At 64.8% G+C, this 23,478-nt stretch carries 29 protein-coding genes and 1 riboswitch; of the genes, 18 read left to right on the top strand and 11 right to left on the bottom strand.

Annotated elements, in window-relative coordinates:
- Window positions 1-136: 136 nt before the first annotated feature.
- Window positions 137-490, top strand: coding sequence for a hypothetical protein (locus tag Lysil_RS06885; RefSeq protein WP_103074748.1), 354 nt, complete (start codon window positions 137-139; stop codon window positions 488-490).
- 3 nt (window positions 491-493) lie between these two features.
- Here the strand turns inward: Lysil_RS06885 and rlmKL are convergent, their stop codons facing one another.
- A complete protein-coding gene (gene rlmKL / locus Lysil_RS06880) occupies window positions 494-2,623 on the bottom strand; it encodes a bifunctional 23S rRNA (guanine(2069)-N(7))-methyltransferase RlmK/23S rRNA (guanine(2445)-N(2))-methyltransferase RlmL (RefSeq protein WP_103074747.1) in 2,130 nt (709 codons plus the stop codon).
- Window positions 2,620-3,141 carry an alpha/beta hydrolase gene (locus Lysil_RS06875; RefSeq protein WP_103074746.1) on the bottom strand — a complete coding sequence of 174 codons (522 nt, stop codon included), beginning with the start codon at window positions 3,139-3,141 and terminating at the stop codon, window positions 2,620-2,622. Before Lysil_RS06875 ends, rlmKL begins: the two co-directional genes overlap by 4 nt.
- Before the next feature lie 48 nt (window positions 3,142-3,189).
- Between Lysil_RS06875 and Lysil_RS06870 the strand changes: the two genes are divergently transcribed.
- The 3 genes from Lysil_RS06870 to Lysil_RS06860 are packed head-to-tail and all read left to right on the top strand — an operon-like array spanning window position 3,190 to window position 5,090.
- Window positions 3,190-3,777, top strand: a complete 588-nt coding sequence (locus Lysil_RS06870; protein ID WP_103074745.1) for an N-acetylmuramoyl-L-alanine amidase — start codon at window positions 3,190-3,192, stop codon at window positions 3,775-3,777.
- A gap of 27 nt (window positions 3,778-3,804) precedes the next feature.
- The gene (tesB, locus tag Lysil_RS06865; protein ID WP_103074744.1) at window positions 3,805-4,692 is read left to right on the top strand and encodes an acyl-CoA thioesterase II; all 888 of its coding nucleotides are present in this window, start codon (window positions 3,805-3,807) and stop codon (window positions 4,690-4,692) included.
- The gene (locus Lysil_RS06860) at window positions 4,692-5,090 is read left to right on the top strand and encodes a putative signal transducing protein (RefSeq protein WP_103074743.1); all 399 of its coding nucleotides are present in this window, start codon (window positions 4,692-4,694) and stop codon (window positions 5,088-5,090) included. Before tesB ends, Lysil_RS06860 begins: the two co-directional genes overlap by 1 nt.
- Here Lysil_RS06860 and Lysil_RS06855 read toward each other — a convergent pair.
- Window positions 5,084-5,509 carry an EF-hand domain-containing protein gene (locus Lysil_RS06855; RefSeq protein WP_165782408.1) on the bottom strand — a complete coding sequence of 142 codons (426 nt, stop codon included), beginning with the start codon at window positions 5,507-5,509 and terminating at the stop codon, window positions 5,084-5,086. The genes Lysil_RS06860 and Lysil_RS06855 overlap by 7 nt on opposite strands.
- A gap of 103 nt (window positions 5,510-5,612) precedes the next feature.
- Between Lysil_RS06855 and Lysil_RS06850 the strand changes: the two genes are divergently transcribed.
- The gene (locus Lysil_RS06850; protein ID WP_103074741.1) at window positions 5,613-6,329 is read left to right on the top strand and encodes an arginyltransferase; all 717 of its coding nucleotides are present in this window, start codon (window positions 5,613-5,615) and stop codon (window positions 6,327-6,329) included.
- Window positions 6,330-6,338: 9 nt separating this feature from the next.
- Here the strand turns inward: Lysil_RS06850 and Lysil_RS06845 are convergent, their stop codons facing one another.
- Together Lysil_RS06845 and purT are read right to left on the bottom strand one after the other, a co-directional pair.
- Entirely contained in the window at window positions 6,339-6,635 is a 297-nt protein-coding gene (locus Lysil_RS06845; RefSeq protein ID WP_103074740.1) for a hypothetical protein, read from the bottom strand.
- 11 nt (window positions 6,636-6,646) lie between these two features.
- On the bottom strand, window positions 6,647-7,861 hold the full coding sequence (gene purT, locus Lysil_RS06840; RefSeq protein WP_103074739.1) for a formate-dependent phosphoribosylglycinamide formyltransferase: 1,215 nt from the start codon (window positions 7,859-7,861) through the stop codon (window positions 6,647-6,649).
- Window positions 7,862-7,991: 130 nt separating this feature from the next.
- Between purT and Lysil_RS06835 the strand changes: the two genes are divergently transcribed.
- Genes Lysil_RS06835 through Lysil_RS06810 form a run of 6 tightly spaced genes read left to right on the top strand, consistent with a single transcriptional unit; the run spans window position 7,992 to window position 11,887 of the window.
- Window positions 7,992-8,870 carry an SPFH domain-containing protein gene (locus Lysil_RS06835; RefSeq protein WP_103074738.1) on the top strand — a complete coding sequence of 293 codons (879 nt, stop codon included), beginning with the start codon at window positions 7,992-7,994 and terminating at the stop codon, window positions 8,868-8,870.
- Between the two features lie 8 nt (window positions 8,871-8,878).
- On the top strand, window positions 8,879-9,064 hold the full coding sequence (locus tag Lysil_RS06830) for a type II toxin-antitoxin system antitoxin (protein ID WP_103074737.1): 186 nt from the start codon (window positions 8,879-8,881) through the stop codon (window positions 9,062-9,064).
- Window positions 9,061-9,240 carry a DUF4177 domain-containing protein gene (locus tag Lysil_RS06825; RefSeq protein ID WP_103074736.1) on the top strand — a complete coding sequence of 60 codons (180 nt, stop codon included), beginning with the start codon at window positions 9,061-9,063 and terminating at the stop codon, window positions 9,238-9,240. The genes Lysil_RS06830 and Lysil_RS06825 overlap by 4 nt, the downstream gene beginning before the upstream one ends.
- Window positions 9,241-9,242: 2 nt before the next feature.
- Entirely contained in the window at window positions 9,243-10,541 is a 1,299-nt protein-coding gene (locus Lysil_RS06820) for an alpha/beta hydrolase family protein (RefSeq protein WP_103074735.1), read from the top strand.
- Window position 10,542: 1 nt separating this feature from the next.
- Complete coding sequence (locus tag Lysil_RS06815; RefSeq protein ID WP_165782407.1) at window positions 10,543-11,091, top strand: PH domain-containing protein; 549 nt, start codon at window positions 10,543-10,545, stop codon at window positions 11,089-11,091.
- A 10-nt stretch (window positions 11,092-11,101) separates the two neighbouring features.
- Window positions 11,102-11,887: a M15 family metallopeptidase gene (locus Lysil_RS06810; protein WP_103074733.1), complete on the top strand. Its 786-nt coding sequence runs from the start codon at window positions 11,102-11,104 to the stop codon at window positions 11,885-11,887.
- Window positions 11,888-11,901: 14 nt separating this feature from the next.
- Here the strand turns inward: Lysil_RS06810 and Lysil_RS06805 are convergent, their stop codons facing one another.
- From Lysil_RS06805 to Lysil_RS06780, 5 genes are all read right to left on the bottom strand, one after another.
- Window positions 11,902-12,579, bottom strand: coding sequence for a DNA-3-methyladenine glycosylase family protein (locus Lysil_RS06805; RefSeq protein WP_103074732.1), 678 nt, complete (start codon window positions 12,577-12,579; stop codon window positions 11,902-11,904).
- Window positions 12,580-12,582: 3 nt separating this feature from the next.
- Window positions 12,583-12,945 carry a DUF423 domain-containing protein gene (locus Lysil_RS06800; RefSeq protein WP_103074731.1) on the bottom strand — a complete coding sequence of 121 codons (363 nt, stop codon included), beginning with the start codon at window positions 12,943-12,945 and terminating at the stop codon, window positions 12,583-12,585.
- 79 nt (window positions 12,946-13,024) lie between these two features.
- Window positions 13,025-14,092 (bottom strand): SRPBCC family protein, encoded by a 1,068-nt coding sequence (locus Lysil_RS06795; RefSeq protein ID WP_129588377.1) that lies wholly within the window; start codon window positions 14,090-14,092, stop codon window positions 13,025-13,027.
- A 258-nt stretch (window positions 14,093-14,350) separates the two neighbouring features.
- Window positions 14,351-14,998: a response regulator gene (locus Lysil_RS06785; protein WP_103074728.1), complete on the bottom strand. Its 648-nt coding sequence runs from the start codon at window positions 14,996-14,998 to the stop codon at window positions 14,351-14,353.
- Window positions 14,995-16,200, bottom strand: coding sequence for a sensor histidine kinase (locus Lysil_RS06780; protein WP_103074727.1), 1,206 nt, complete (start codon window positions 16,198-16,200; stop codon window positions 14,995-14,997). Before Lysil_RS06780 ends, Lysil_RS06785 begins: the two co-directional genes overlap by 4 nt.
- A gap of 144 nt (window positions 16,201-16,344) precedes the next feature.
- Here Lysil_RS06780 and Lysil_RS06775 point away from each other — a divergent pair, with 144 nt between their 5' ends.
- The 7 genes from Lysil_RS06775 (at window position 16,345) to Lysil_RS06745 (ending at window position 21,949) form a co-directional block, all read left to right on the top strand.
- Window positions 16,345-16,944 (top strand): GNAT family N-acetyltransferase, encoded by a 600-nt coding sequence (locus Lysil_RS06775; protein ID WP_103074726.1) that lies wholly within the window; start codon window positions 16,345-16,347, stop codon window positions 16,942-16,944.
- Entirely contained in the window at window positions 16,941-17,753 is an 813-nt protein-coding gene (minC, locus tag Lysil_RS06770) for a septum site-determining protein MinC (protein ID WP_103074725.1), read from the top strand. Before Lysil_RS06775 ends, minC begins: the two co-directional genes overlap by 4 nt.
- 36 nt (window positions 17,754-17,789) lie before the next feature.
- Window positions 17,790-18,599 (top strand): septum site-determining protein MinD, encoded by an 810-nt coding sequence (minD, locus tag Lysil_RS06765; RefSeq protein WP_103074724.1) that lies wholly within the window; start codon window positions 17,790-17,792, stop codon window positions 18,597-18,599.
- 2 nt (window positions 18,600-18,601) lie between these two features.
- Window positions 18,602-18,868, top strand: coding sequence for a cell division topological specificity factor MinE (gene minE, locus Lysil_RS06760; protein WP_103074723.1), 267 nt, complete (start codon window positions 18,602-18,604; stop codon window positions 18,866-18,868).
- Window positions 18,861-19,343, top strand: coding sequence for a hypothetical protein (locus Lysil_RS06755; RefSeq protein ID WP_103074722.1), 483 nt, complete (start codon window positions 18,861-18,863; stop codon window positions 19,341-19,343). The genes minE and Lysil_RS06755 overlap by 8 nt, the downstream gene beginning before the upstream one ends.
- A 282-nt stretch (window positions 19,344-19,625) precedes the next feature.
- The gene (locus tag Lysil_RS06750) at window positions 19,626-20,690 is read left to right on the top strand and encodes an aromatic ring-hydroxylating oxygenase subunit alpha (protein WP_103074721.1); all 1,065 of its coding nucleotides are present in this window, start codon (window positions 19,626-19,628) and stop codon (window positions 20,688-20,690) included.
- A complete protein-coding gene (locus Lysil_RS06745) occupies window positions 20,687-21,949 on the top strand; it encodes an amino acid permease (RefSeq protein ID WP_103074720.1) in 1,263 nt (420 codons plus the stop codon). The genes Lysil_RS06750 and Lysil_RS06745 overlap by 4 nt, the downstream gene beginning before the upstream one ends.
- A gap of 8 nt (window positions 21,950-21,957) precedes the next feature.
- On the opposite strand, the gene Lysil_RS06740 is transcribed toward Lysil_RS06745, so the two are convergent.
- Window positions 21,958-23,220 carry a multidrug effflux MFS transporter gene (locus tag Lysil_RS06740; RefSeq protein ID WP_425477135.1) on the bottom strand — a complete coding sequence of 421 codons (1,263 nt, stop codon included), beginning with the start codon at window positions 23,218-23,220 and terminating at the stop codon, window positions 21,958-21,960.
- A gap of 152 nt (window positions 23,221-23,372) precedes the next feature.
- Window positions 23,373-23,467, top strand: a riboswitch (glycine riboswitch).
- The last annotated feature ends 11 nt before the right edge of the window (window positions 23,468-23,478 follow it).

Raw genomic sequence — 23,478 nt, 5'->3', positions numbered from 1 at the left:
CATCGAATCCCTGATAACTGAGAGTTGAATCATTACTTGGGGGAATTCCATGCGCGCCGTTTTTCGATCCGTTGTGGCCATCCTGCTGACGTGGTCCGGTGCGGTATCGGCGCAATCGGGGAGCAAATGCCCTACCTTGCCCGCCAACAGCGGCTTGGTCTGGCAGGAAATCCAGAGTGACTCGCTGCTGTTCTGTCGTGCCGTGCGCGATGACGGCAGCGATGCCTTCGCCCTCACCTTCACCCGCAAGCCGACCTTCAACCCGGACCGCCGCAACAGCGCCGATGTCAGCAGCTTCGATGGTCAATCACTGCAGTGGTATCGCTCGTCGCTGGCCGGCAATCCCGATCTGCAGGTGCGCGAGTCACTGGTGAAACTGGATGACGGCTCGACGCTGCAAATGGTCGTGCGCGCCAACGACGCCACCGGATTGCAACGCGCCTTCGGCGAGATCTCGGCGCTGAAGATCGCCCCGGTCGCGATCCGCTGAGATTCAGCGCGGGCGCAAGCGCCACGCGCGATGGATGCGCGGATTGCGAGCGAAATCGGGCGGGATCGTGCTTGCGGTGATGTCCTCGACTTCGGCGAACTCGGAAACAGCTTCGGTATCGAGCTTGAAGCGCCGCGAATTGTTGGAGAAATACAGCACGCCACCCGGCGCCAGTCGCGCCATCGCCAAGCGCAGCAGTTCGACGTGTTCGCGCTGGATATCGAAATCCTGCGCACGCTTGGAATTGGAGAAGGTCGGCGGGTCGCAGAAGATCAAATCGAACTGGCCACGCTCGCGCCGCAACCATTCCAGCGCGTCGGCTTGCACCAACTGGTGGGCCGCGCCAGCAATGCCGTTCTCGCGCAGGTTGTCGGCCAGCCAGCCAAGATAGGTCGCCGACAGATCGACAGTCGTGGTGGCTGAAGCATCGCCCAGCGCCGCCTGCAACGTCGCCACGCCGGTATAGCCGAACAGGTTGAGGAAGCGCTTGTCGCGTGCTTCGGCATGGATGCGCGCGCGCAACGGTCGATGGTCGAGGAACAGGCCGGTATCGAGATAGTCGTACAGGTTGACCCGCAGCCGCGCCTGACCTTCACGCACGACCAGGTGTTCGCCGCGCTGGTCGAACTGGCCGTATTTGCTGCCACCCTTGCCGATCCGCCGCGTTTTCAACGCCACGCGTTCGCGCGGGAGACCGAAGACTTCGCGGGCCGCCGTCAGCAGGTCACCGAGGCGACGCCGCGCCAACGCTTCGGGAATATCGGCGGGAGCGGCGTATTCCTGCACATGCAGCCAGCGCTCATCGTTGTCGGCATCGGTATAGACGTCGATGGCAGCGGCATATTCGGGAATGTCGGCGTCGTAGGCGCGCCAGCAGGTGATGCCCTCGCGCTCGCGCCAAGTACGCGCCTGCTTCAAGGTCTTGCGCAGGCGATTGGCGACCATTTGCGCGCCTTCGTTCAACTCGCGCGCTTCCGCGGATGCTTCCGGCGCGATGCGCTCGCACACCAGCAACGCGCACTCCAGCGCACCGTTGTAGAGCGTGTAGAGCTTGCGCCCGCGCAGACCAGTGGCACGCGCCAATGCTTCATCGCCGCAGAGCAGGCTGGCACTCCACGCCGGGACCGTGCGTTTCAGCGCATTGCCCAGCGCGGCATAGAGATCGCTGCCGGTGGCAAGGCGCACGTCGTAGGGTGGATTGGACACAACCAGTCCATTCGCTTCCGGCGCCTGGAATCCATCGCGGACATCGGCGACCGCGAAGTCGATCGCGTCGGCGACACCTGCGTCCATGGCATTCGCACGCGCATTGCGGATAGCCGCGGCATCGATATCGCGACCATGGAAGACCGCGCGTAATGCCGCCAATCCCGCCTGCGCGCGTTGCGCTGCTTCGTTGCGCAAGGCCTGCCACGCTGCCGCATCGAATCCGGGCCATGCCGTCGGCAATGCCTCGCCGTGGCGCTGCAGTCCCGGCGCGACATCGGCGGCCATCAATGCGCCTTCGATCAGCAAGGTGCCGCTGCCGCACATCGGATCGAACAATCCGCCGCCATCGCCATGGATCCGCGGCCAGCGTCCACGCGACAGCACCGCTGCTGCCAGCGTTTCCTTCAATGGTGCCGTCCCCTGCTCGCCGCGCCAACCGCGACGATGCATGGCGCCACCAAGATCGATCGAGACGACCGCGCGACCCTTGCGGACCACCAGGTTGAAACGCACGTCGGGCGCTGCGGTATCGACATCGGGACGTTCACCGCGTTCCTGTCGGTAACGGTCGACCATCGCGTCCTTCAGTCGCAGCGCAGCGAAACCACCATGGCTGATGCCCTCGCCCGAGACATGCGCATCGATCGCAAAGGTCTGGCGCGCGTACAGGTGCAATGTCCAGTCGGTGTCCAGTGCGCCGGCATACAAAGCGGCTTCATCCGCGCAGGCGAATTCCGCGATCGGCCACAGCACGCGGCTGGCCAGTCGCGACCACAGCAATGCGCGTTGCGCGTCTAGCTGGGTGCCGCGTACGTTGACACCGGCGGTGGCCGCGGTGGCCTTGCAGCCCAGTGCCGTCAGTTCATCGACGAGGAGATATTCCAGCCCGCGGGCGCAACTGGCGAAGAAATGCGATTCGCTCACAGCGTGCGCAACAGTTCGGCGAAGGCATCGCGCGAGGTGTCGACATGGGCGCTCAATCGGTGCGAATCGTCGACCAGCAACAGGCGCGCACGCCGCGGATGTGCCCACGCTACCACTTCGGCGGCGGGAATCAGTTCGTCATCCCAACCATGCAGGATCGACAGCGGAACGGCGGCAGCATCGAGACGCGGCGCTGGCCCCAGTTGGATCGGCGGCGCCATCAGGAACAGCGCGCGCACCGGGCGTTGCAGGCTGGCGAATCCCGAGATGTAGGCACCGAGGCTCGATCCCGCCAATACCACCGGCCCGGCAGGCGCTGCATCGATGCGCGCCAGCAATCGTTGCATCCGCGCCGGGACATCGCCGAGTTCGCTGACATCGCGACGCGCATCGAGATCGGTGTAATCGGGGCGTTCGTGGCTCCAGCCCAGCGCTTCGGCGGCCTCCGTCAACGCGGTGACCTTGGTCGCATCCGGCCCGCTTTCGAAACCGTGGGAGAGGATGCAATGGCCTTTCATTCGCGCTGTGGTCCGCTGGAAACAATATGGTGATGCTAGCATCCGGCCATGCCGACGCCGTTCGCCATTGATCGCAATGCCCTGCCCTATGAGGCGCGATTGACGCCGCGCGAGTTGTCGGACATCGACACCGTGGTGATCCACTGCACCGAACTGCCCGACCTCGCCAGCGCACGCGAGTTCGGTGAAAAAATCCACTACGCCGACAGTGATACCGGCAACAGCGGCCACTACTACATCGACCGCGACGGCAGCCTGCACCAATGGGTGGACGATGGCCGCGTCGCCCACCACACCCGTGGCTGGAACCCGCGCAGCATCGGTATCGAGCTGGTCAATCGCGGGCGCTGGCCGGACTGGATGGATTCGCGCCACCAGGCGATGGATGAACCATATACCGATGCACAGGTCGTCGCATTGATCGATCTGTTGCGTGACCTGCAGCAGCGCCTGCCGCGACTGCAGTGGATCGCCGGCCACGAAGATCTCGATACCGATATGGTTCCATCCAGCGACGACCCGACGCGGCTGGTGCATCGCAAGCGCGACCCCGGGCCGCATTTTCCCTGGCAACGCATCGAGGCCGCGGTGGCATTGCGGCGGATTCCGGTCGGAACCAAGCCCGATTCCCTATAATTGACGCATCGCAACAGAGCATCACGCATGACGTCGCCCGTCCACGAACTCGTCGAACTCCTCAAACTGGAACAGCTGGAAGATGATCTCTTCCGCGGCCAGAGCCGTGACATCGGCACCAAATACGTCTTCGGCGGGCAAGTGCTGGGCCAGGCACTGTCGGCCGCACAGGCCACGGTGGACAGCGACAGCAGCCACCGCGCCGCCCATTCCCTGCACGCGTATTTCCTGCGCGCCGGCGACATCGACGCGCCGATCGTCTACCAGGTCGATCGCACCCGCGACGGCGGCAGTTTCTCGGTGCGTCGCGTCACCGCGATCCAGCACGGCAAGGTGATCTTCTTCTGCGCGGCATCGTTCCACCAGCCCGAGCCGGGCGCCGAACACCAGTTGTCGATGCCGGAAGTGCCGCGACCGGAAGACATCGAACCGGCACCGCCCCTGTCGGCCGAAGCGCTGGCGAAACTGCCGACCAAGGTGCAGCGCTGGCTGGATCGCGCCGGGCCGTTCGAATTCCGCCACGTCTATCCGCGCGACGAACTCAATCCGCCAAAGCGCCCGCCCTTCCAGCAAGTGTGGTTCCGCCTGGGCGAACGCATCGGCGACGATCCCGAACTGCATCGCGCGATCCTGGCCTACGCCTCCGATTTCCATCTGCTCGGCACCGCGACCTTTCCGCATGGGATCAGCTACTACCAGCCGAACGTGGCGATGGCCTCGCTCGATCACGCGCTGTGGTTCCACCGCCCGTTCCGCGTCGACGACTGGTTGCTCTATTCGATCGACAGTCCCAGCGTGCAGGACGCGCGTGGACTTGCCCGCGGCCAGATCTTCGATCGCAGCGGCAAGCTGGTCGCGAGCACCGTGCAGGAAGGCCTGATCCGCGTCGGCCCCGCACCCGGGAATATGGGCTGATGCGCCAGGTCTTCACCAGTCGCCGCCTCGAGAATGCCGAGGGCGTGGCAAAAATGCTGGAAGATGCCGGCATCGAGGTGCGCATCCTCAACGGACGTTCCTACAAGGGCACCCATCGCCATGCCTTCAGCTATCGCGAAAACCCGCGCGGGCAGACGCCGCAACCGGAAGTGTGGGTGGTGCGCACCGATCAGTTGCCGCAGGCGCGCAAGGTGCTGCACGAAGCCGGGCTGCTCGATCGCGCGAACAGCCCGGAAAGCGCGCCACTGACGTTCAATTCACGCAATGCCGCGCCGGTGGCGGGCAAGTCGTCGGCCCAGCGCGCCAACCGCCTGCGGATCGTGTTGCTGATCCTCTGCGCGGCGGTGGCGGCGTGGACGTTCTTCTTCCGTCACTGAGCCGGTTTCATTTCGGTGTGCGGGCGTTGGCCCTTGTGGCCACCCCATGCACCGCCATCCGGGCCGTGGGCTTTCGCCAGTTCGTCCTGGGTCAATGCGCCGTCGCCGTTGGTATCGAGGCGCTTGAACATCTCGTCGACGAACTGGCTGCGCTTCTGCGCGCGTTCGGCATCCTTCTTCGCCATGTAGGCCAGCATCTCTTCCTTGCTGACCTTGCCGTCGTGGTTCGTATCCATCTCGGCGAACCGTTCCTGCGCATGCTTGCTGCGCATCGCCTGGAAGTCGGGGTGCGCCGGTGGCGGGGTGCCCTGCGCGGCGGCGGCCGGCGGATCGGAAGGCATCTGCTGTGCGATGGCGGTCACGGCAGCGGCACCCAGCGCACAAGCCAGCGTCACAACCAGCGGGGTTGAACTTTTCATCGTCATCTTCCTGTGTCGGATCGGATTGCACGGAGAACGCGGCGACTACCATCGCGGTTGACGTCTCCACGCCCGGATTCACTGGCGAGCTAGACTCGGGGAGATGAGCGTGTCCGACGATCTCCGCATCTACCGCACCGGGTTCCATCCCTGCGGCTACTGGCCGGATCGTTTCGCGCGCGATCTGCTGATCGATCCGCGCGATCCGCGCAGCGCCGAGGCCTATCCACTGGCGCTGGAATGGGGATTCCGGCGCTCCGGCGAAGTGATCTATCGTCCCGATTGCGTCGCCTGTCGCGCCTGCGTGGCGGTGCGCGTGCCGGTGGGCGAATTCCATCCCGACCGCAGCCAGCGTCGTTGCCTCACCCGCAATGCCGACCTGCAAGTGCGGGTGGTGCCGGCCCAACGCACGGATGAACATTTCGCGCTGTATCGCCGCTACCTGCACCATCGCCATCCCGGTGGCGGCATGGACGATCACAGCGAAGCCGATTTCGACGGCTTCCTGATCGGGCGCTGGTCGCAGGGGCGTTTCCTCGAGTTCCGGATGCCGGGCGACCATGCACCCGGACGCCTGCTGGCCGTCGCCGTCACCGATGTGCTGGAGGATGCGTTGTCGGCGGTCTACACCTTCTACGATCCCGACGAGGTGTCACGCGGGCTCGGCACTTTCGGGGTGTTGCAGCAGATCGAGTGGGCGCGACGCGAAGGTCGCAGCCATCTCTACCTCGGCTACTGGATCGACGGTCATCCGAAGATGGACTACAAGCGCCGCTTCCAGCCTCTGGAACGCTACGACGGCCGGGCATGGCAGCGATAGAGGCCTGCCTCAAGGCTGCGGGATTCCCGGCTCCACCGTCGCGTCGCGCCGCCCGAACCCGAACGATCCTGCGCCGCTCGAACTCGACACGATCATCCGCACCATGTTGGTCGGGATCATCAACGCGATCGCCTTGCCATCGCCCATGTCCAGCGTCATCTCGGTGAGCACGCCGGAGGTATCTACATCCTTGCAGACGATGTGCGTGCCGGTCGGACCATCCTTGAGATAGGGCTTGCCGGCATCGCCCAGCGCCTCGATGGCGTTGGGAAACAGGAAAACGTCGTAACCGATCGGATCGGACATGCTGGGCTCCTTCAATCGAGGCTGCTTGAATCGAGATTGATGTGGATGGCGGCGGCAGCGTCGCGCGCCTGTGCTCGCGCATCATCGCAGTTGCCGGCGCGCGCCAGCGTCACGCCAACGCGACGCCGTCCCGACACGCGTGGTTTTCCGAACAGGCGCAACGCGCTGTGCGGCGACGCCAACGCCGCCTCGAGATTGGCGAACACCGGCACGCCCTCGCCTTCCGCCAGCAATGCACACGATGCCGACGGACCGATGCACGCGATCATGCCATCGTCATCGACGCCAATCGGCAAGCCGAGAATCGCGCGCGCATGCAGCGCGAATTCGCTCAGTTCCTGCGAGACCAGCGTGACCAGGCCGGTATCGTGCGGGCGCGGTGACACTTCCGAGAACCACACCTCGTCGCCCTTGACGAAGAATTCCATGCCGAACACGCCCCAACCGCCAAGATTGCCGGACACTGCAGCGGCGATCTCCTGCGCGCGCGCCAGCGCCTGCGGCGACATCGGCTGCGGTTGCCAGCTCTCGCGATAATCGCCATCGCGCTGGAGATGACCGATCGGCGCGCAGAACGCGGTACCGCCGGCATGACGCACCGTGAGCAAGGTGATCTCGTAATCGAAATCGATGAAGCCCTCGACGATCACGCGCCCGGCACCGGCACGCCCGCCGGTTTGCGCGTAATCCCACGCCGCGTCGATATCGGCGTCGCTGCGCACCAGCGACTGGCCCTTGCCCGATGACGACATCACCGGCTTGACCACGCAGGGCAGGCCCAACGCTGCGACAGCGGCGCGGTAATCGGCATGGGTGTCGACGAAACGATAGGGCGACGTCGGCAGGCCCAGCGTTTCTGCGGCGAGACGACGGATGCCTTCGCGATCCATGGTCAGCCACGCCGCACGCGCGGTCGGGATTACCCGCAATCCGGCATCGCGCTCGAGTTCGACCAGCGTCGGCGTGTGGATGGCCTCGATCTCGGGCACTACCAGGTGCGGTCGTTCCTGCGCGATCAACGCGCGCAGGGCCTCGCCATCCAGCATGTCGAGCACGTGGCTGCGATGTGCCACCTGCATCGCCGGGGCGTCGGCATAACGGTCGGCGGCAATCACCTCGACGCCCAACCGCTGCAGCTCGATCGCCACTTCCTTGCCCAATTCGCCCGATCCCAGCAACAGCACCCGCGTGGCTTCGGCGGTCAACGGTGTTCCCAGTGTGGTCATCGGTGGAAGGGCTTCGGAGGGGCCGCCAGTCTAGCGGCTGGTCCGCTGGCCACGTCAGGCCGGACTGCCGTCCCATTCATACAATTTGATATCAAATTGATATCATCCGATCAATCCACGGAGATTTCCCATGAAAGAACGCATCCTCAAGTCCCTGCCCGGTATCCCAGTCCTGTTCACGATCCTGCTGGCGGGCATCGTCGCCATCTGGCTGTTCATCACCGGAATCGGCAATCCGGACGGCGGCGTGGCTTCGGCTGGGCGTATCGTCGCTGGCGTCGTGCTCGGCATCGCCGCCTTCCTCACCCTGACCGGCCTGTTCAAGATCGAACCCAACCAGGGCGCGGTGCTCAGCCTGTTCGGCAAGTACGTCGGCACCGTGAAGGAGAACGGCCTGCGCTGGAACAACCCGTTCTACGGCAAGCGCAAGGTGAGCGAGCGCGTGCGCAATTTCGAGAGCAGTCGCCTCAAGGTCAACGAGCTTGACGGAAGCCCGATCGAAATCGCAGCGGTGATCGTCTGGCGCGTGTTCGATTGCGCCGAAGCCGTGTACAACGTCGACGATTACGAAAGCTTCGTGCACATCCAGTCGGAATCGGCATTGCGGGCGATGGCCACCAGCTATCCCTACGACCAGCACGAGGAAGGCCAGCTGGCGCTGCGCAGCCACGCCAACGAGGTCGGCCAGCACCTGAAGGATGAACTGCGGGCACGTCTCGCCGATGCCGGCGTGGAAGTACTGGACGCGCGCATCAGCCACCTCGCCTACGCGCCGGAAATCGCCCAGGCGATGCTGCAACGCCAGCAGGCCAACGCGATCATCGCCGCACGCACGCGGATTGTCGCCGGCGCCGTCGGCATGGTCGAAATGGCGCTGGGCGAATTGCAGAAGAACGGGGTCGTTCATCTCGATGAGGAACGCAAGGCACAGATGGTCAGCAACCTGCTGGTGGTGTTGTGCGGCGAGCGCTCGACCCAGCCGATCGTCAACGCCGGCACGTTGTACTGAGTTCCATCGTGGCCGAGAAAAAAGCCTATCCGCTGCGCATCAACGCCGAGATCCTCGCGGCGACGCAACGCTGGGCCGATGACGAGTTGCGCAGCCTCAACGCGCAGATCGAGTACCTGCTGCGCGAGGCGCTGCGCAAGACGGGGCGGCTGAAGTCGCCGTCACACACAAATGATGAGGGAGCAGAAACATGAGCGGTCGTTGGCAATACAAGGTCATCGAGATCGAAATCACGTTGTTCAGCGGGAAGCTGACCGAACGCATGCAGGAAGAGCTCGACCGCATGGGGCCACAAGGCTGGGAACTGGTGAACACTGTCCAAGCCAATCCATCGAGTTCGTTACGGATGGTCTTCAAGCGCGGGGCATGAGCATGAAACCTGTCCGCGACTCCATCACCGCCCTCGCGTTCGCCGGCACCCTCGCCCTGCCCGCCTTTGCCGGCACCGATACACCGAAAACCGTGGCCGCACTGCTCCTTGATCGCCTCGATGCCGGACAATACGATCAGGCCGAAACGTTGTTCGATGCCAACATGCAATTGCATGTGCCCGCCGACAAGCTCAAGTCGGTGTGGCAGTCGTTGCCACCCGCAGGCGAACGCGGCACGCCGCGCCAGTTCCAGCAGAACGACAAGCAGGTCGTCCAGCAGACGCTGCATCGTGGCACGACCTCGTGGACGGTCGCTGTCGCGGTAGACGCGCAGGGCAAGGTCAGCGGATTTTTCGTGCAGCCGCTGGCACAGGCCGCGCCGCCTCCAGCGATTCCCGCCGACGCCAACTACAGCGAGCGCGACATCACCGTCGGTGCACCGGGCCATCCGCTCGGCGGCACGCTGGCGATGCCCAAGGGCAATGGGCCCTTCCCCGCCGTGGTGCTGGTGCATGGATCGGGGCCGCAGGATCGCGAGGAAACCATCGGCCCCAACCACGTCTTCACCGATATCGCGCGCGGACTGGCGGCGCAGGGCATCGCCATATTGCGCTATGACAAACGCACGCAGGCGCGACCGGGCGATTTCGCCTCCGGCGACATCACCATCGACGGCGAGACCACCGACGATGCCGTCGCTGCGATCAAGACGTTGTCGACGACCCCGGGCATCGATCCCAAGCGCATCTTCGTGTTCGGGCACAGCCTCGGCGCGATGCTGGCGCCGCGCATCGCGCAACGGGCCGGCCATGTCGCTGGCGTGATCCAGTTGTCTGGCCCGGCGCGCAAGCTGATCGACATCATTCCCTACCAGCAGCGTTACATGGCGAAGCTGGAGGGCAAGCAGGATGATCCGCAGACGCAGGCAGCGATTGCCGGCGTCGAACGCGACATCGCCGCGATCCGCGGCAACGCCAAGCCCGACGACCAGGTGATGGGCCTGCGTGCGAGCTACTGGCGCAGCGTCGACGCGATCGATCCTCTCGCTGACAGCAAGGCAGTGAAGCTGCCGATGTTGTTGCTGCACGGCGACCGCGATTTCCAGGTGCCGATGGAGGATTGGCACACGTGGCAGCGCGCGATCGCTGGCGATGCGCGCTTCACCCTGAAACTGTATCCGACGCTGAATCACATGGGCATCGCCGGAACGGGAACGCCTTCGACCGCCGAATACGCCAACCCCGGGCACGTCGATGCGCAACTCATCAATGATGTCGCCGACTGGATCAAGGCGCACTGACATGACGACTGCAAGTTCCAACCAGGATTTCCCGCTCGCCCCGCTGCAACGCGCCTCGTGGCTGACGTTGGTCGCAATCGGCGTCTTCATCATCGCGCTCGGGCTGCTACTGCCACACAAGCACGACTTGCCGGCATCGCCGTGGCTGGTCACGCCATTCTTCGTCGCGCTGATCATCACGGTATTTCTGCTTGCCCTGCACCGCCGCCGCATCACGATTGAAGGTCGCGAACTGGTCGTGCGGGCGACCATGTACACCCGCCGCGTCGACATCGATGCGCTGGATCTCGCCAACGCGCGCATCGTTGATCTCGCCGAGCACACCGAGTTCGCGCCAATGATCAAACTCGGGGGTTATGGATTGCCGGGATTCAAGGCGGGCCGCTTCCTGCTGCGCAATCGCAAGCATGCGTTCTGCCTGCTTACCGATCGCCAGCGCGTGCTGGTGCTGCCGGAAAGCAGTGACCGCATCCTGCTGCTGAGCCCGGAACGTCCGCAGCAGCTGCTCGACGCTCTCAACGCACTGGCCGCGCCGACACCGCACCGCTAAGCTGTTCGCCATGCGCCATCGCCCGCGCCATCTGATCAACAGTGCCGACGCCGAACTGTGGCCGGCGTGGCTGCTGCGCGCGCGCCGCAATGCCGATGCCCGCGCGCTGGCGACCGCGGATTGGGTGGTGCGCGATCGCGACGGCGCCTATCTCGCCACCGTCGACGCACGACGAAACCTGCACACGCTGCCGCCGATCCATTCTTCGCGCAACAGCGAGACCTGGCGATCACTCGTTCGCGCCGCCGATATTCAAACACCCGTGCATGTCTTGCCGATGCACGGTCTCGAACGTCGGTTGCATCAACTCGGGTTGGACGCGGACGATTACGCGCGGCGCACGGGACTGATGCCGGTCGCCGAACCGTCGCGACTGACCTTGGCGGGTTTCGATCGCTACCGTCGCCCGCTGTGGTTGAGTGACGGCGCCGCACGCGCTTGGAACCAACTGCAGGCCGCTGCAGCCGTCGACGGCGTGGCGCTGGATGCCATTTCCGGCTATCGCAGTCATGCCTACCAGATGGGCATCTTCGCCCGCAAACGTGCGCGCGATCTGAGCGTCGACGAGATCCTCGCGGTGAATGCCGCACCTGGTTTCTCCGAACACCATTGCGGCGATGCGCTGGATATCGGCACCGAAGGCGAACCGCCGGCCGAGGAATCGTTCGAACACACCAAGGCGTTCCACTGGTTATCCGGTCACGCCGGCGATTTCGGTTTCCGCCTCAGTTATCCGCGCGACAACCCGCACGGCATCGTTTACGAACCGTGGCATTGGCGCTGGCACGCAGCGTAAACCGGTTCCAATACCTACTTCTTGGTGCTCTGCGAACGCGGGATTGGACCTTTTCCGAAATCGGAAATCTTCCACAGGTACAGACTGGCCCAAGTGCGATATGGGCCCCAGGCTTCACCGCGGGCCAGTGTTTCCTTCGGCGATGGCATCTCTTCCAGACCATCGAGGATCTGGTGGCCCTTGCGGATGCCGAAATCATCGATCGGCAACACGTCGGGTCGGCCGAGCTTGAACATCAGCATCATCTCCACCGTCCAGCGACCGATGCCGCGCACCGGCACCAGCGCCTTGATGATCGCGTCCTCGTCCATCGTCGCCATATGGCGCACGCCGGGAATCTCGCAGGCCATTTCACGCTCGGCGAGGTCACGCAGCGCCAGCAATTTGTTGCCGGAGACGCCACAGGCGCGCAGATCGGCATCGTTCACGCGGCCAAGCGAATCGGCATTGAGACGACGACTGCCGGCCGCCACCTCGACGCGGCCGGTGATCGTCGCCGCGGCCTTGCCGTGCAACTGCTGGTAGAGGATCGCGCGCGCCAACGCGTTGACCGGATCGAATGTTTTCCGCCAGTCCGTCGGTTCCGGCAACGGACCGATCCTGCGCATCCACGCCGCCAGTGGCTTGTCGACCTTGCGCAGATGGCGGCTCGCCGCATCGATATCGAATCCCCGTGAATAACGCGTCGCCATCGCTCAGCTCCACATCCGTCGTACGGCCAACCACAACCAGCCCGCGATCATCGCCATTCCGCCGGCGGGCGCCAGCGTGGACGGCCAGCCCAGCCACTGTTTCGCCACCAGGCTGATGGAGAACACCAGGCAACCGGCGATCTGCAACAGGATCGCGCCACGCTCACCACTACCGCTGGCCTGCGGCAGCAGCACCGATCCCGCGACGCCCTGCACCAGCAGGAACAGCGCCGCATTGCCGACGCGCCGGGCGCCTTCGGCGTCGAGCGGAGCATGCGCGGCATAGGCCGACAACGCGATGCCCGCTGCCGCCATCAACGCGGCAACGACCGAGGGAATACGGTGCATGGCGATCTGCATGGACATCGCGAACTCCGGGCCATTCTTCCCAAATACGCGAACGCCGCGACTGGCGCGGCGTTCGGTTGTGTTGCGGCTGGTCGGATTACTTGACCGGCCAGTAGACGTCGAAGCTGGCAGCGCCGGCGGTGAACGACTTGTCCACGCCATCCTTGTAGACCTCGAACGACTTGTCGGCGATCTGGTAGCCATGCACCAGCGCCCAGGCCCGCAGCGCATCGCGGGTCAGCTGCAGCGCGTTGTAGTCGGTCGCGGCGACCGAGGTCGTCACCACCTTGCGCGCCGGGATGGTGGCGAACTTCACCGTGCCCTGCAGGGCCACGCCGGTCAGGCCGGTGGTGGCGGTGCTGCCCTTCTTCTTCACCGGCTGCACCAGGTTGTAACCGTAGTTGGCGGTGTTGACGTCTTCGGTCACCAGGTAGAACGGACCGGCCGGTTCCAGGTTGTTGGCGTCCATCACGCGCTTCAACCACTGGTTGTTGTTCTTGACGCTGTCATAGACATGCGCGAAGTCGTTGATCACCGTACCCGAGTTGATGGTGATGACGTCGCTGGCCGGCAGTTCGGCGTACTTGGTGCCGGTCAACGCCGGTGTCAGCTGGTCATAGGCCAGGTTCGGCACCTCGGCCAGCAGGCCGGTCAGGCGACGCAGGTCGACCTTCATGTCCTCGCCGGCGTAGCTGCCCGCGTACAGGCCGGCGTAGCGACCGAGCAGGTTGAAGCCGTAGTCGACGTCATAGGTCTGGACGACGGTGGTGTTCTTCTCGCTCTTGTCCGGCTTGATCGTGATGGCCGACTTCTTGTTGCTGCCCATGTCGCCATTGGTGATGGCGAAATCGACGCTCTGGTTGGTCTGCGAGCCGGTGATCTTCCAGCTGCCCTTGCCGACGCCGCTGCCGTCGTAATCGATCTGCGCGCCGACGCCGGCGGCCGGGCCACTGATCTTGAGCTGCGCGCGCGGATCATGCGCGGTCACTGCGTTCCAGTCCTTCCAGCGACCGAAGCCGTTGATGGTGTCGTACACCAGGGTGGGCTTGCGGTTGGTATCGATGCTTTCCGACAGATGGCGATGCGAGGGCAGCACGATGCCCACCAGCAGGAAGAACACGGCCACAATGGCCACGGAAATCATCAACTCTTTAAGCATCTTCATTCAGGAGGTCTCCGGAGCGCGTCCGTCGGGCCGATACGAGCCCAGCATCGTAGCAAACCGACCGCCCTGCGTGCAGCTATTGGTTGGTCCGGAAACGATTTCTCACACCAACTTGGCTTCCAGGGCCTTCAGCACCGCGCGGGTGCGATCCCGCACGCCCAGCTTGCTGAGGGTGAGCGGTCGATGCTTGCGGGCCATTGGCCCGTTCGACCGCGAACGCCCGGCGCACTGCGCCGGGCCGGACATCCTGAGCAGTTGTCAGACCAACTTTGCTTCAAGAGCCTTCAGCACAGCACGGGTGCGATCCCGCACGCCCAGCTTGCTCAGGATGTTGGAGACGTGATTCTTGATGGTGCCTTCGGCCACACCCAGCGTATTGGCGATCTCCTTGTTGGAGTAACCACCCGCCATCAGCCGCAGGATTTCGGTCTCGCGCTCGGTCAGCGGATCGGGGCGGTCGAGGCTGGCGAACTCGGTCTGCATGTGTTCCAGCCCGGACAGCAGCTTCTGGGTCACCGCCGGCTGCACCAGCGAGCCGCCGCCGGCCACGGTGCGGATCGCGCCGACCAGATGTTCCAGCGACACGTCCTTCAGCAAGTAACCGCGCGCGCCGGCCTTGATCCCGGCCAGCACCAGCTGGTCGTCGTCGAAGGTGGTGAGGATGATCGTCGGCGGCAACTGGCCAAGGCGGGACAGGGTCTGCAGCGCCTCCAGCCCCGACATCACCGGCATGCGCATGTCCATCAGCACCAGGTCCGGCTTGATCTCGGGAACCATTTCGATCGCCTGCTGGCCGTCGCTGGCCTCGGCGACCACTTCCAGCCCATTGGCTTCCGGCAGTGACAACAGCGAACGGATGCCCTGGCGGACCAGCGTCTGGTCGTCGACGAGGAGGATTCGGATCATGCGGTGTCTCTCACGGTGGAGGGCGGCAGAGGTTTCAAGGGAAGATCGAGATACAGGCGGAAGCCGTGCCCGGGGGCTGTCTCCACCCGCATTGTGCCGCCATGGGCAGCGACCCGCTCCCGCATGCCGTTGAGGCCGTTGCCGGTCGCCACGGAATCGCTGCCGCGACCATTGTCCTCGGCATCGATGCGGATGCCGTCGACGCTGCGCTGCACGCGCAGGTGCAGGCGGTCGCCACCGGAATGGCGGACGGCATTGGTGATGATTTCCTGGGTGGAGCGCAGCAGCACGTGCGCGCATTCGGGATCGTCGATGCGCAGGCCCGGGTCCATGTCGAGCTCGACCGTCATTCCGGTCACGTGCTCGGTGAGCGGGCGCAACGCCGGCTCCAGCTCGATCGCCCCGCCCTCGCGCAGATGGCTGACAGCCTCGCGGACGTCGGTGAGCAGCAGGCGCGCCAGCTGGTGGGCCTGTTTCACGTGCTGCTGCGCTGACCCATCGGCAAGATGCCCGGCCACTTCCAGGTTCATGCTGAGTGCGGTGAGGTGGTGCCCGAGCAAGTCGTGGAGATCGCGGGCGATGCGGGTGCGTTCGTTGACGCGGGCGCTTTCCGCCAGCAGGGCGCGGGTGCCGCGCAATTCGGCGTTGATGCGGCGCTGTTCCTCGCGGGCGTTGACCTGTTCCTTGGCGACATACGCCGTGGCGAACACCAGCCCGGAAAAACCGACATACAACAGCGACTGGATGAAGGCCAGGATCAGCGGGTAATTCATGCTGGTCACGTAGAACGGCACGAAGACCAGGTCACCGGCCAGCATCCACAGCAGGCCGACCAGCACCGGTACCCGCCACGGCAGCAGGCTGGCCAGCACCATCAGCAGGATGCTGCCGAGCCCGGTTCCCGAAAAATAGGTCACCCCGACGGCACACATCGTCATCGCAAGCAGCAGCAGGTGATCGACGATCGTCGACTTGCTCGGATGCTCCTTGCGCGTCAGCCACCAGTAGATCGCCCCAAATGCAATGAAACAGGCCAGCCACGGCGCCACTCGCGGCAGCAGGGATTCACCCTCCTTCAGGAACAGGCTCTCGCGCACATACTCGGGGTCCAGCCAGACATTCAGCAGCCAGCAGCCCACCAGGGCCCAGGTGAACATGCCGACGAAGCGCAGCAGGCGAATGTGATTGAGGCGTTGCAGCATGGATTCATCTTAGGAGGTCGCCGGCGCCGGCGCGCAGCCCGGAAGTCATGGCAGGCGGGCCATTCAAGCAAGCCTCCCGGGCCATGCGATAATGCCGCGGGGCGCCACGGCGCCCATGTTGTTTCTGCCTTTGGAGCGTTGGGAATGTCGCTGTTGATCCGCGACGTGCAAGAGCACGAGCTTGAACTGGTGTTGGCAATGAACAACGCGGCGGGTCCCGGCATCCTTCCACTCGATGCGGCGCGCCTGCAGCGTTTCTTCCGCGACGCCGAGTATTTCCGCATCGCCGAGCGCAACGGCCAGTTGGCGGGCTTCCTGGTCGCCTTTGGCCACGATTCCGGCCATGACAGCGGCAACTTCGACTGGTTCCGCCAGCACGCCAGCGGCCCGTTCCTCTACATCGACCGGATCATCGTCGCCAGCCAGCGGCGCGGCGGCGGCGTCGGCCGCGCCTTCTACGCCGACGTCCAGAGTTACGCCGAGCAACGCTATCCGCAACTGGCCTGCGAAGTCTTCATGCGCGACGGCACCGACCCGGTGCTGCTGTTCCACGGCGCGTTGGGGTTCCAGGAAATCGGACAGCGCCGCCAAGACGATGGCACCATGGCGTCCATGCTTGTCCGCGACCTCTGCAGCTATCAATGGATCCACCAGACCTACGGCACGCGATTGCCGGATGCGTCGTGGGTGGGTCGCCCGCGCACGCCCCTGCCTGCCCCGCGCAGCACGGGGACGCACGCATGAATGCAGCCCCGAACTACGAGCAGGCCGGCGATCTCAAGATCGGCCAGGTCGGCATCGCCAATCTGCGGGTCCGCAGCTTTGAGGTCGAACGCCTCGCCGACGAGATGCGCGAACGCGTGCAACGCGCGCCGGCATTGTTCCGCCGCGCCGCGGTGATCGTCGATTTTGGCGGATTGTCCGACCTGCCTTCCGTGGACGAGGCCCGCGCCCTGCTTGTCGCCTTGCGCGGCGCCGGGGTCATTCCGGTGGCGCTCGCCTACGGCACCAGCGAGAACGATCGTCTCGCCGAGGCGCTGGACCTGCCCACCCTCGCCAAATTCCGCGCCCAGTACGAACGCGCGGGCGGCGAAGCGGTCTCTCCCGCCCCTGCGCCCGCTCCGGCTGCAGCAGCGACACCGAGCGCTCCACAACAGCCGAAGGCTGGTCAACCGCGCAATGCGCCCGCTCCGGCCCCGACCGCCGCGCCGCCGATCGCCGCCGACCCCGGCCTGGTGATGACCGCGCCGGTGCGTTCCGGCCAGCAGGTCTATGCCGAACAGCGTGACCTCACCGTGGTCGGCACCGTTGGCGCCGGCGCCGAAGTGATGGCCGACGGCTCCGTCCACATCTATGGCTCGCTGCGCGGACGCGCGCTGGCCGGCGCCCAGGGCAACACCCAGGCGCGTATCTTCTGCCAGGAGTTCCATGCCGAACTCGTGGCCGTCGCCGGACACTACATCGTGGCCGACGAAGCCCCCGCCCATCTGATCGGCAAGCCGGTGCAGGTGTGGTTGGACAATGAAACACTCAAGATCGCCGCGCTCGACTGAGCGCACCAGTCGTACCCATTTCAGGAGGAATAACCCTTGGCCGAGATCATCGTCGTCACTTCAGGCAAAGGTGGAGTTGGCAAGACCACCACCAGCGCCAGCATCGCAACCGGACTCGCGAGGCGCGGCAAGAAAGTGGCGGTGATCGACTTCGACGTCGGTCTGCGCAACCTCGACCTGATCATGGGCTGCGAACGCCGTGTGGTGTACGACTTCGTCAACGTCGTCCAGGGCGAAGCCACGCTGAAGCAGTCGCTGATCAAGGACAAGCGTTTCGACAGCCTGTTCGTGCTCGCCGCGTCGCAGACCCGCGACAAGGACGCGCTGACCAAGGAAGGCGTCGAGAAGGTGTTGAAGGAACTCGACGGCGAAGGCTTCGACTACATCGTCTGCGATTCGCCGGCGGGCATCGAGAAAGGCGCGTTCCTGGCGATGTATTTCGCCGATCGCGCGATCGTGGTGGTGAACCCGGAAGTGTCCTCGGTGCGCGACTCCGATCGCATCCTCGGCCTGCTCGCCTCCAAGACCAAGAAGGCGGAGGAAGGCGGCCGCGTGCAGGAAGCGCTGTTGCTCACCCGCTACAGCCCGACGCGCGTCGAGAAGGGCGAAATGCTCAGCGTGAAGGATGTCGAGGATGTGCTCGGCCTCAAGGCGATCGGCGTGATCCCGGAATCCGGTGATGTGCTGAGCGCCTCCAACAAGGGCGAGCCGGTGATCCTGGAAGCCGAATCCGATGCTGCCGCGGCCTATGACGATGCCATCGCCCGCCTGCTCGGCGAAGAACGACCGATGCGCTTCACCACCGTGGAGAAGAAGGGCTTCTTCAGCAAGATCTTCGGGGGCTGAGCATGGGCATCTTTGATTTCCTGAAACCCCGCCCGCAGTCGGCCAATACCGCCAAGAACCGCCTGCAGGTGATCATCGCCGAACAGCGCAGCGAGGCCGGTGCGCCCGACTTCCTGCCGCGCCTGCGCCAGGAGTTGATCGAGGTGATCCGCAAGTACGTGCACGTGCCGGAAGACTCGATCAAGGTCGCCAAGGAAAAGCACGGCGACTACGACGTGCTCGACATCTCGGTGGAATTGCCGGACCCGCGCGCGGGATTTGATGCCTGAGTCTGCGGTCACCCGTCTCGCCGACATCGAGTGGGTTGATTGTGCGGCGCTGCTCGACCGCTATCGGCTCGAACTGGTTCGCGTCGCCGATGGCGAAGCGATTCCCGGCACCTATTGGGGCGACACCGAAGCCGGCATCGTCGGCAACACTGTCTACGCGCGCAGCGACACGCCGGTGCATTCGCTGTTGCACGAAGCCGGGCACCTGATCGTGCTGCCGCCGGAGCGGCGATCCGGCGTCCACACCGATGCCACCGATTCCATCGATGAAGAAAATGCGGTCCTCGTCCTGCAATCGCTGCTGGCCGAGGCATTGCCCGGTTACGGTCGCGATCGCCTGTTCGCCGACATGGACGCCTGGGGCTACACCTTTCGACTCGGCAGCGCGCGCGCCTATGTCGAAGAGGATGCGGAAGATGCGTGGAGCTGGTTGCAACAACGCGGGCTGGTGGTTGCGGAACGTCGGCTGGCGTAGTGCACCGGCAGGCCACCTCCCTGTGGCCCACTGCCACTCCTTGAATATCCCGAGCGATAGTGTTGCCGGTTGCACGGGATCCTGCGCTGCGCGAATGGAACAGCAGCGTGAAATTTTCGCCTCGAATCGTCGCTGGCAAAACTTCCTTGCGGAATTGGAGTGGGCATCACCCTGATTGAGTGCACCGCGTATCCACGTCGAAATTTCTGCCGACGCCGGGACCGGCCAGGGGCGGGGAACAGAACCACGCATGCCCGGCAATTTTCGCGCGATACTCGGCCCATGAGCGCACACCCCGACCTCGCCCCGCAATCCCTCGATACCGCCACTGCCCTGCCCGCTCCGTACTACAGCGGCAGCGACAGTCACTTCCTCGACCTCAAGCAGGTCTTCGCGCGCAGCTGGCAATTCATCGCCCACGTCAGTCAACTCGCCAATACCGGCGATCACGTGGTCGGCAGGATCGGGCAACTTCCGGTGATCGCGGTGCGCGGCGACGATGGCGAGATCCGCGTCTTCCACAATGTCTGCCGCCATCGCGCGGGACCGATCGCGCAATGCGACGGACTTGGCGCGAAGGCGTTGCGTTGCCGCTACCACGGCTGGACCTACACGCTGGAAGGCCAGTTGCGTTCCGCGCCGGAAATGAAGGATGCGCAGGCCTTCGATGTCAGCGACATCCGCCTGCCGCAGCTCGCGGTGAAAGTCTGGAACGGACTGGTGTTCGCCACTCCCGATGCGGCGCAGGCGCCCGACTTCGACGAATTCTTGGCTGGCATCGCGGCGCGCATCGGCGCCGATCGCGGGCTGGAACACTACGTCGGCCACCATCGCGTCGGTTACGACATCGATTGCAACTGGAAGGTCTACGTCGACAATTATCTCGAGGGCTACCACGTCCCGCACGTGCATCCGGAACTCAATCGACTGCTCGACTACCGCAGCTACCGCACCGAACTGTCGCGCTGGCATTCGCTGCAATGGAGTCCGCTGGAAAGCAGCGATTCGCTCTACGGCAATGGCGACGCGCTGTACTACTGGCTGTGGCCGACGACGACGCTCAACATCCTCCCCGGCCGCTTGCAGGTGAATCGCATATTGCCGTTGGGGCCAGACCGTTGCCGCGTCGAATTCGACACCTGGTATGCGCCCGATCTCGACGATGCGGCCCGCCGCCAGGCCGACATCGATTTCAGCGACGACGTGCAGCACGAGGACATCCACATCTGCGAGGACGTGCAGCGCGGCTTGGCGTCGGGATCGTATGTGGCAGGACGACTGAATCCCCTGCGCGAATCCGGCGTCCATCATTTCCACGAACTGCTGCGCGCGGCGTATCGCGGATGAACCGCCGCGCGCTCGGCATCTGGTCGGCCACCGCGTTGGTGGTCGGCAACATGATCGGCAGCGGCGTCTTCCTGCTGCCGGCCTCGCTGGCACCGTTCGGCGCGACGGCGTTGATCGGTTGGGCGATCACGTTGACCGGCACGCTGGCGCTGGCGGCGACGTTCGCACGCCTGGCGATGAAATGGCCGCATACCGGCGGCCCGTATGCGTTCGCGCGCGCAGGGTTCGGCGATGCTGCCGGATTCCTGGTGGCGTGGAGTTACTGGGTCTCGATCTGGAGCGCCATCGCCGCGATTTCGGTGGCGTTCGCCGGCAGCGTCGGCGCCTTGTTCCCTGCACTCGCGGCGACGCCGGTGCGATCCGCGGCCTGCGCATTGTTCGCATTATGGGCGTGCCTCGCCATCAACCTCGCCGGCATCCGCGAGGCCGGTCGTGCGCAGATCGTGTTGACCGCGATGAAATTCGTGCCGTTGCTGTTGTTCGCGCTGGTCGCGGTCTGGTTCATCAATCGCCACAATCTGGTGTTCACACACCCCGTGGGCATGTCGTTTCCCGCAGCCATCAATGCCACCGCTGCCCTCACGCTGTGGGCAATGCTCGGATTCGAATCGGCCACGGTTCCGGCCGGCGATACCGAAAATCCGGAACGCACCATTCCGCGTGCCACGGTGTTCGGTGCGCTGCTGGCAGGCGTGGTGACCGTGCTCGCCTGCACTGCGGTGACCGGGATCGTCGCTCCGGATCTGCTCAGGAATTCATCGGCGCCGATGGCCGACGCCGCGCGCCAGTTGTGGGGGAACGGCGCCGGCGTGGCGATCGCCGCGTTGATGGCGGTGGCATGTCTCGGCGCGCTCAACGGCTGGGTGCTGTTGTCGGCGCAGGTGCCGTTGGCGGCAGCGCGCGACGGATTCCTGCCCGCTGCGTTCGCACGCCTGGACGCGAACGGCACGCCGCGTTTCGCGCTGGTGGCGAGCAGCCTGTTGTCGACGTTCCTGATCGTCGCCAACTACACGCGTTCGCTGGTGCAGTTGTTCACGTTCTCGATCCTGCTGTCCACCGCCGCGACCTTGCTGCCGTACCTGGCGGGCGCCGGCGCGTGGTTGCGCCGCGGTGATCGTCGCGGACGCGTGGTTGCGGCGATCGGCCTGGCATTCGCGCTCTATGCGATCTCGGGTATCGGCCAGGAAGCACTGCTGTGGGGTGCGGCACTGCTGTTGGCCGGCGCGCCGGTGTACTGGTGGATGCGGCGTCGCGCCTGAGGTCACGCTCAGGGATTGGTCGGCTCCAGCGCGCGTGCTTCATCCGCATCCTGCGGTGTGCGTGGTGGTCGCGAACGACGGTGATATTCCCAGCGCCAGAACAGCCATGCCAATACGCTCAACAGTCCCGCCGCCAATGCGAGATGGAACAGATCGCCGCTCAACCACGGCGACACCAGCCCCGCCACCAGTGCATTCGCCAACAGGCCGATGAAGGCCTGCATCGATGACGCCGCGCCGCGCACCGCCGGGAACATGTCGAGGATCGCCAACGTGAGGATCGGGAACACAAGCGCGATGCCGAAGGAATTCAATGCCACCGGCAACACCGTCGGCAGCACCGCAGGTACGACGACCGCGTAGTGATATGCCGCATTGAGCAGCGCGGCGGCAATACAGCAGGCGAAGCCGATGCGGATCTGCGCGGTGCCATCCATGCGTCCAGCCAATCGTCCCGAAACAAACGCGCCCAGCATCATCCCGCCGATCATCGGGATGAAGAACCAGCCGAAGCCGTTTTGCCCGAGACGGAGGTGATCAAGCACCAGCGCCGGTGCCGACGCGATGTAGAGGAACAACGCGGCGAAATTGAGGCTGCCCGCCAATGCCAGGCGCAGGAAAGGCGGATCGCGCAACATCGCCCAGTAACCACGCACCATCGGCGCAACGCGCAATGGTTGCCGCGATTCGATTGGATGGGTTTCCGGCAATCGCCACACCACGGCAGCGCTCAACACCAACGCGAACACCGCGAGGAACCAGAAAATCGCCGGCCAGCGCGACCAGCCGAGCAACCATGCACCGACCAACGGCGCGATCGCCGGGGCGATGCCGAAGATCATCGACACCTGGCTCATCAACCGTTGCGCATCGTGACCATGCAGCACGTCGCGGATCACTGCACGCCCGACGATCAAGCCCACGCCCGCCGACAAGCCCTGCAGCACGCGGAACGCCAGCAACATCGGCAGGCTGGTCGATAGCGCGCAGCCCACCGACGCCAACCCGAACATCGCCAGCCCGGCGAGAATCACCCGTCGTCGTCCCAAGGCATCGGACAGCGGGCCGTGCGCGATGCTCATCAGCGCGTAGGCGAACAGATAGGCGCTGATGGTCTGCTGCATCGCCAGTTTGTCGGCGCCGAACTGCGCGCCGATGCGCGGAAACGCCGGGAAGATGGTGTCGATCGAGAACGGCCCGATCATCGCCAAGGCGCCCAGCACCGGGGCGAGACGCAGGGCTGATAAAGCTGCCGGTTTCGCCATGGTCAATGCGTCAGGCTGGTGGCTGGTTCCATTCAGACATGGTAACCGGCAGTCACAGGCGACCACATCGTATAATTCCCCGGCAATGGGAGAAGCGGTGCAAACCGCTGCCGAAGGCGCAACCGCCCGCAATCGCTCAGGCTCCGAACCATCGCAAGCGGCAACACTCTGGAGAGACCGGCCACATGCCGGCGCCGAAGGGGCAAGACGGTTCGCCGTCCAAACTCTCAGGCAAAAGGACAGAGGGGCGAACACGCAAGTGTC

The organism is Solilutibacter silvestris, assembly GCF_002895945.1.
GTDB classification, from domain to species: domain Bacteria; phylum Pseudomonadota; class Gammaproteobacteria; order Xanthomonadales; family Xanthomonadaceae; genus Solilutibacter; species Solilutibacter silvestris.
The sequence above is the reverse complement of the archived record's forward strand: the minus strand, read 5'-3'. Positions and strand labels throughout refer to the sequence as shown.

What these genes read in the sequence shown, in the direction of transcription:
- Lysil_RS06815 (WP_165782407.1), top strand. Translation starts at nt 10,543, where the DNA reads ATGACGACTGCAAGTTCCAACCAGGATTTCCCGCTCGCCCCGCTGCAA.
- Lysil_RS06875 (WP_103074746.1), bottom strand. Translation starts at nt 3,141, where the DNA reads ATGAAAGGCCATTGCATCCTCTCCCACGGTTTCGAAAGCGGGCCGGAT.
- Lysil_RS06810 (WP_103074733.1), top strand. Translation starts at nt 11,102, where the DNA reads ATGCGCCATCGCCCGCGCCATCTGATCAACAGTGCCGACGCCGAACTG.
- tesB (WP_103074744.1), top strand. Translation starts at nt 3,805, where the DNA reads ATGACGTCGCCCGTCCACGAACTCGTCGAACTCCTCAAACTGGAACAG.
- Lysil_RS06870 (WP_103074745.1), top strand. Translation starts at nt 3,190, where the DNA reads ATGCCGACGCCGTTCGCCATTGATCGCAATGCCCTGCCCTATGAGGCG.
- Lysil_RS06750 (WP_103074721.1), top strand. Translation starts at nt 19,626, where the DNA reads ATGAGCGCACACCCCGACCTCGCCCCGCAATCCCTCGATACCGCCACT.
- Lysil_RS06860 (WP_103074743.1), top strand. Translation starts at nt 4,692, where the DNA reads ATGCGCCAGGTCTTCACCAGTCGCCGCCTCGAGAATGCCGAGGGCGTG.
- Lysil_RS06800 (WP_103074731.1), bottom strand. Translation starts at nt 12,945, where the DNA reads ATGTCCATGCAGATCGCCATGCACCGTATTCCCTCGGTCGTTGCCGCG.
- minC (WP_103074725.1), top strand. Translation starts at nt 16,941, where the DNA reads ATGAATGCAGCCCCGAACTACGAGCAGGCCGGCGATCTCAAGATCGGC.
- minE (WP_103074723.1), top strand. Translation starts at nt 18,602, where the DNA reads ATGGGCATCTTTGATTTCCTGAAACCCCGCCCGCAGTCGGCCAATACC.
- purT (WP_103074739.1), bottom strand. Translation starts at nt 7,861, where the DNA reads ATGACCACACTGGGAACACCGTTGACCGCCGAAGCCACGCGGGTGCTG.
- Lysil_RS06850 (WP_103074741.1), top strand. Translation starts at nt 5,613, where the DNA reads ATGAGCGTGTCCGACGATCTCCGCATCTACCGCACCGGGTTCCATCCC.
- Lysil_RS06785 (WP_103074728.1), bottom strand. Translation starts at nt 14,998, where the DNA reads ATGATCCGAATCCTCCTCGTCGACGACCAGACGCTGGTCCGCCAGGGC.
- Lysil_RS06745 (WP_103074720.1), top strand. Translation starts at nt 20,687, where the DNA reads ATGAACCGCCGCGCGCTCGGCATCTGGTCGGCCACCGCGTTGGTGGTC.
- Lysil_RS06855 (WP_165782408.1), bottom strand. Translation starts at nt 5,509, where the DNA reads ATGAAAAGTTCAACCCCGCTGGTTGTGACGCTGGCTTGTGCGCTGGGT.
- Lysil_RS06775 (WP_103074726.1), top strand. Translation starts at nt 16,345, where the DNA reads ATGTCGCTGTTGATCCGCGACGTGCAAGAGCACGAGCTTGAACTGGTG.
- Lysil_RS06845 (WP_103074740.1), bottom strand. Translation starts at nt 6,635, where the DNA reads ATGTCCGATCCGATCGGTTACGACGTTTTCCTGTTTCCCAACGCCATC.
- Lysil_RS06825 (WP_103074736.1), top strand. Translation starts at nt 9,061, where the DNA reads ATGAGCGGTCGTTGGCAATACAAGGTCATCGAGATCGAAATCACGTTG.
- Lysil_RS06805 (WP_103074732.1), bottom strand. Translation starts at nt 12,579, where the DNA reads ATGGCGACGCGTTATTCACGGGGATTCGATATCGATGCGGCGAGCCGC.
- Lysil_RS06835 (WP_103074738.1), top strand. Translation starts at nt 7,992, where the DNA reads ATGAAAGAACGCATCCTCAAGTCCCTGCCCGGTATCCCAGTCCTGTTC.
- Lysil_RS06755 (WP_103074722.1), top strand. Translation starts at nt 18,861, where the DNA reads ATGCCTGAGTCTGCGGTCACCCGTCTCGCCGACATCGAGTGGGTTGAT.
- Lysil_RS06820 (WP_103074735.1), top strand. Translation starts at nt 9,243, where the DNA reads ATGAAACCTGTCCGCGACTCCATCACCGCCCTCGCGTTCGCCGGCACC.
- Lysil_RS06780 (WP_103074727.1), bottom strand. Translation starts at nt 16,200, where the DNA reads ATGCTGCAACGCCTCAATCACATTCGCCTGCTGCGCTTCGTCGGCATG.
- Lysil_RS06795 (WP_129588377.1), bottom strand. Translation starts at nt 14,092, where the DNA reads ATGAAGATGCTTAAAGAGTTGATGATTTCCGTGGCCATTGTGGCCGTG.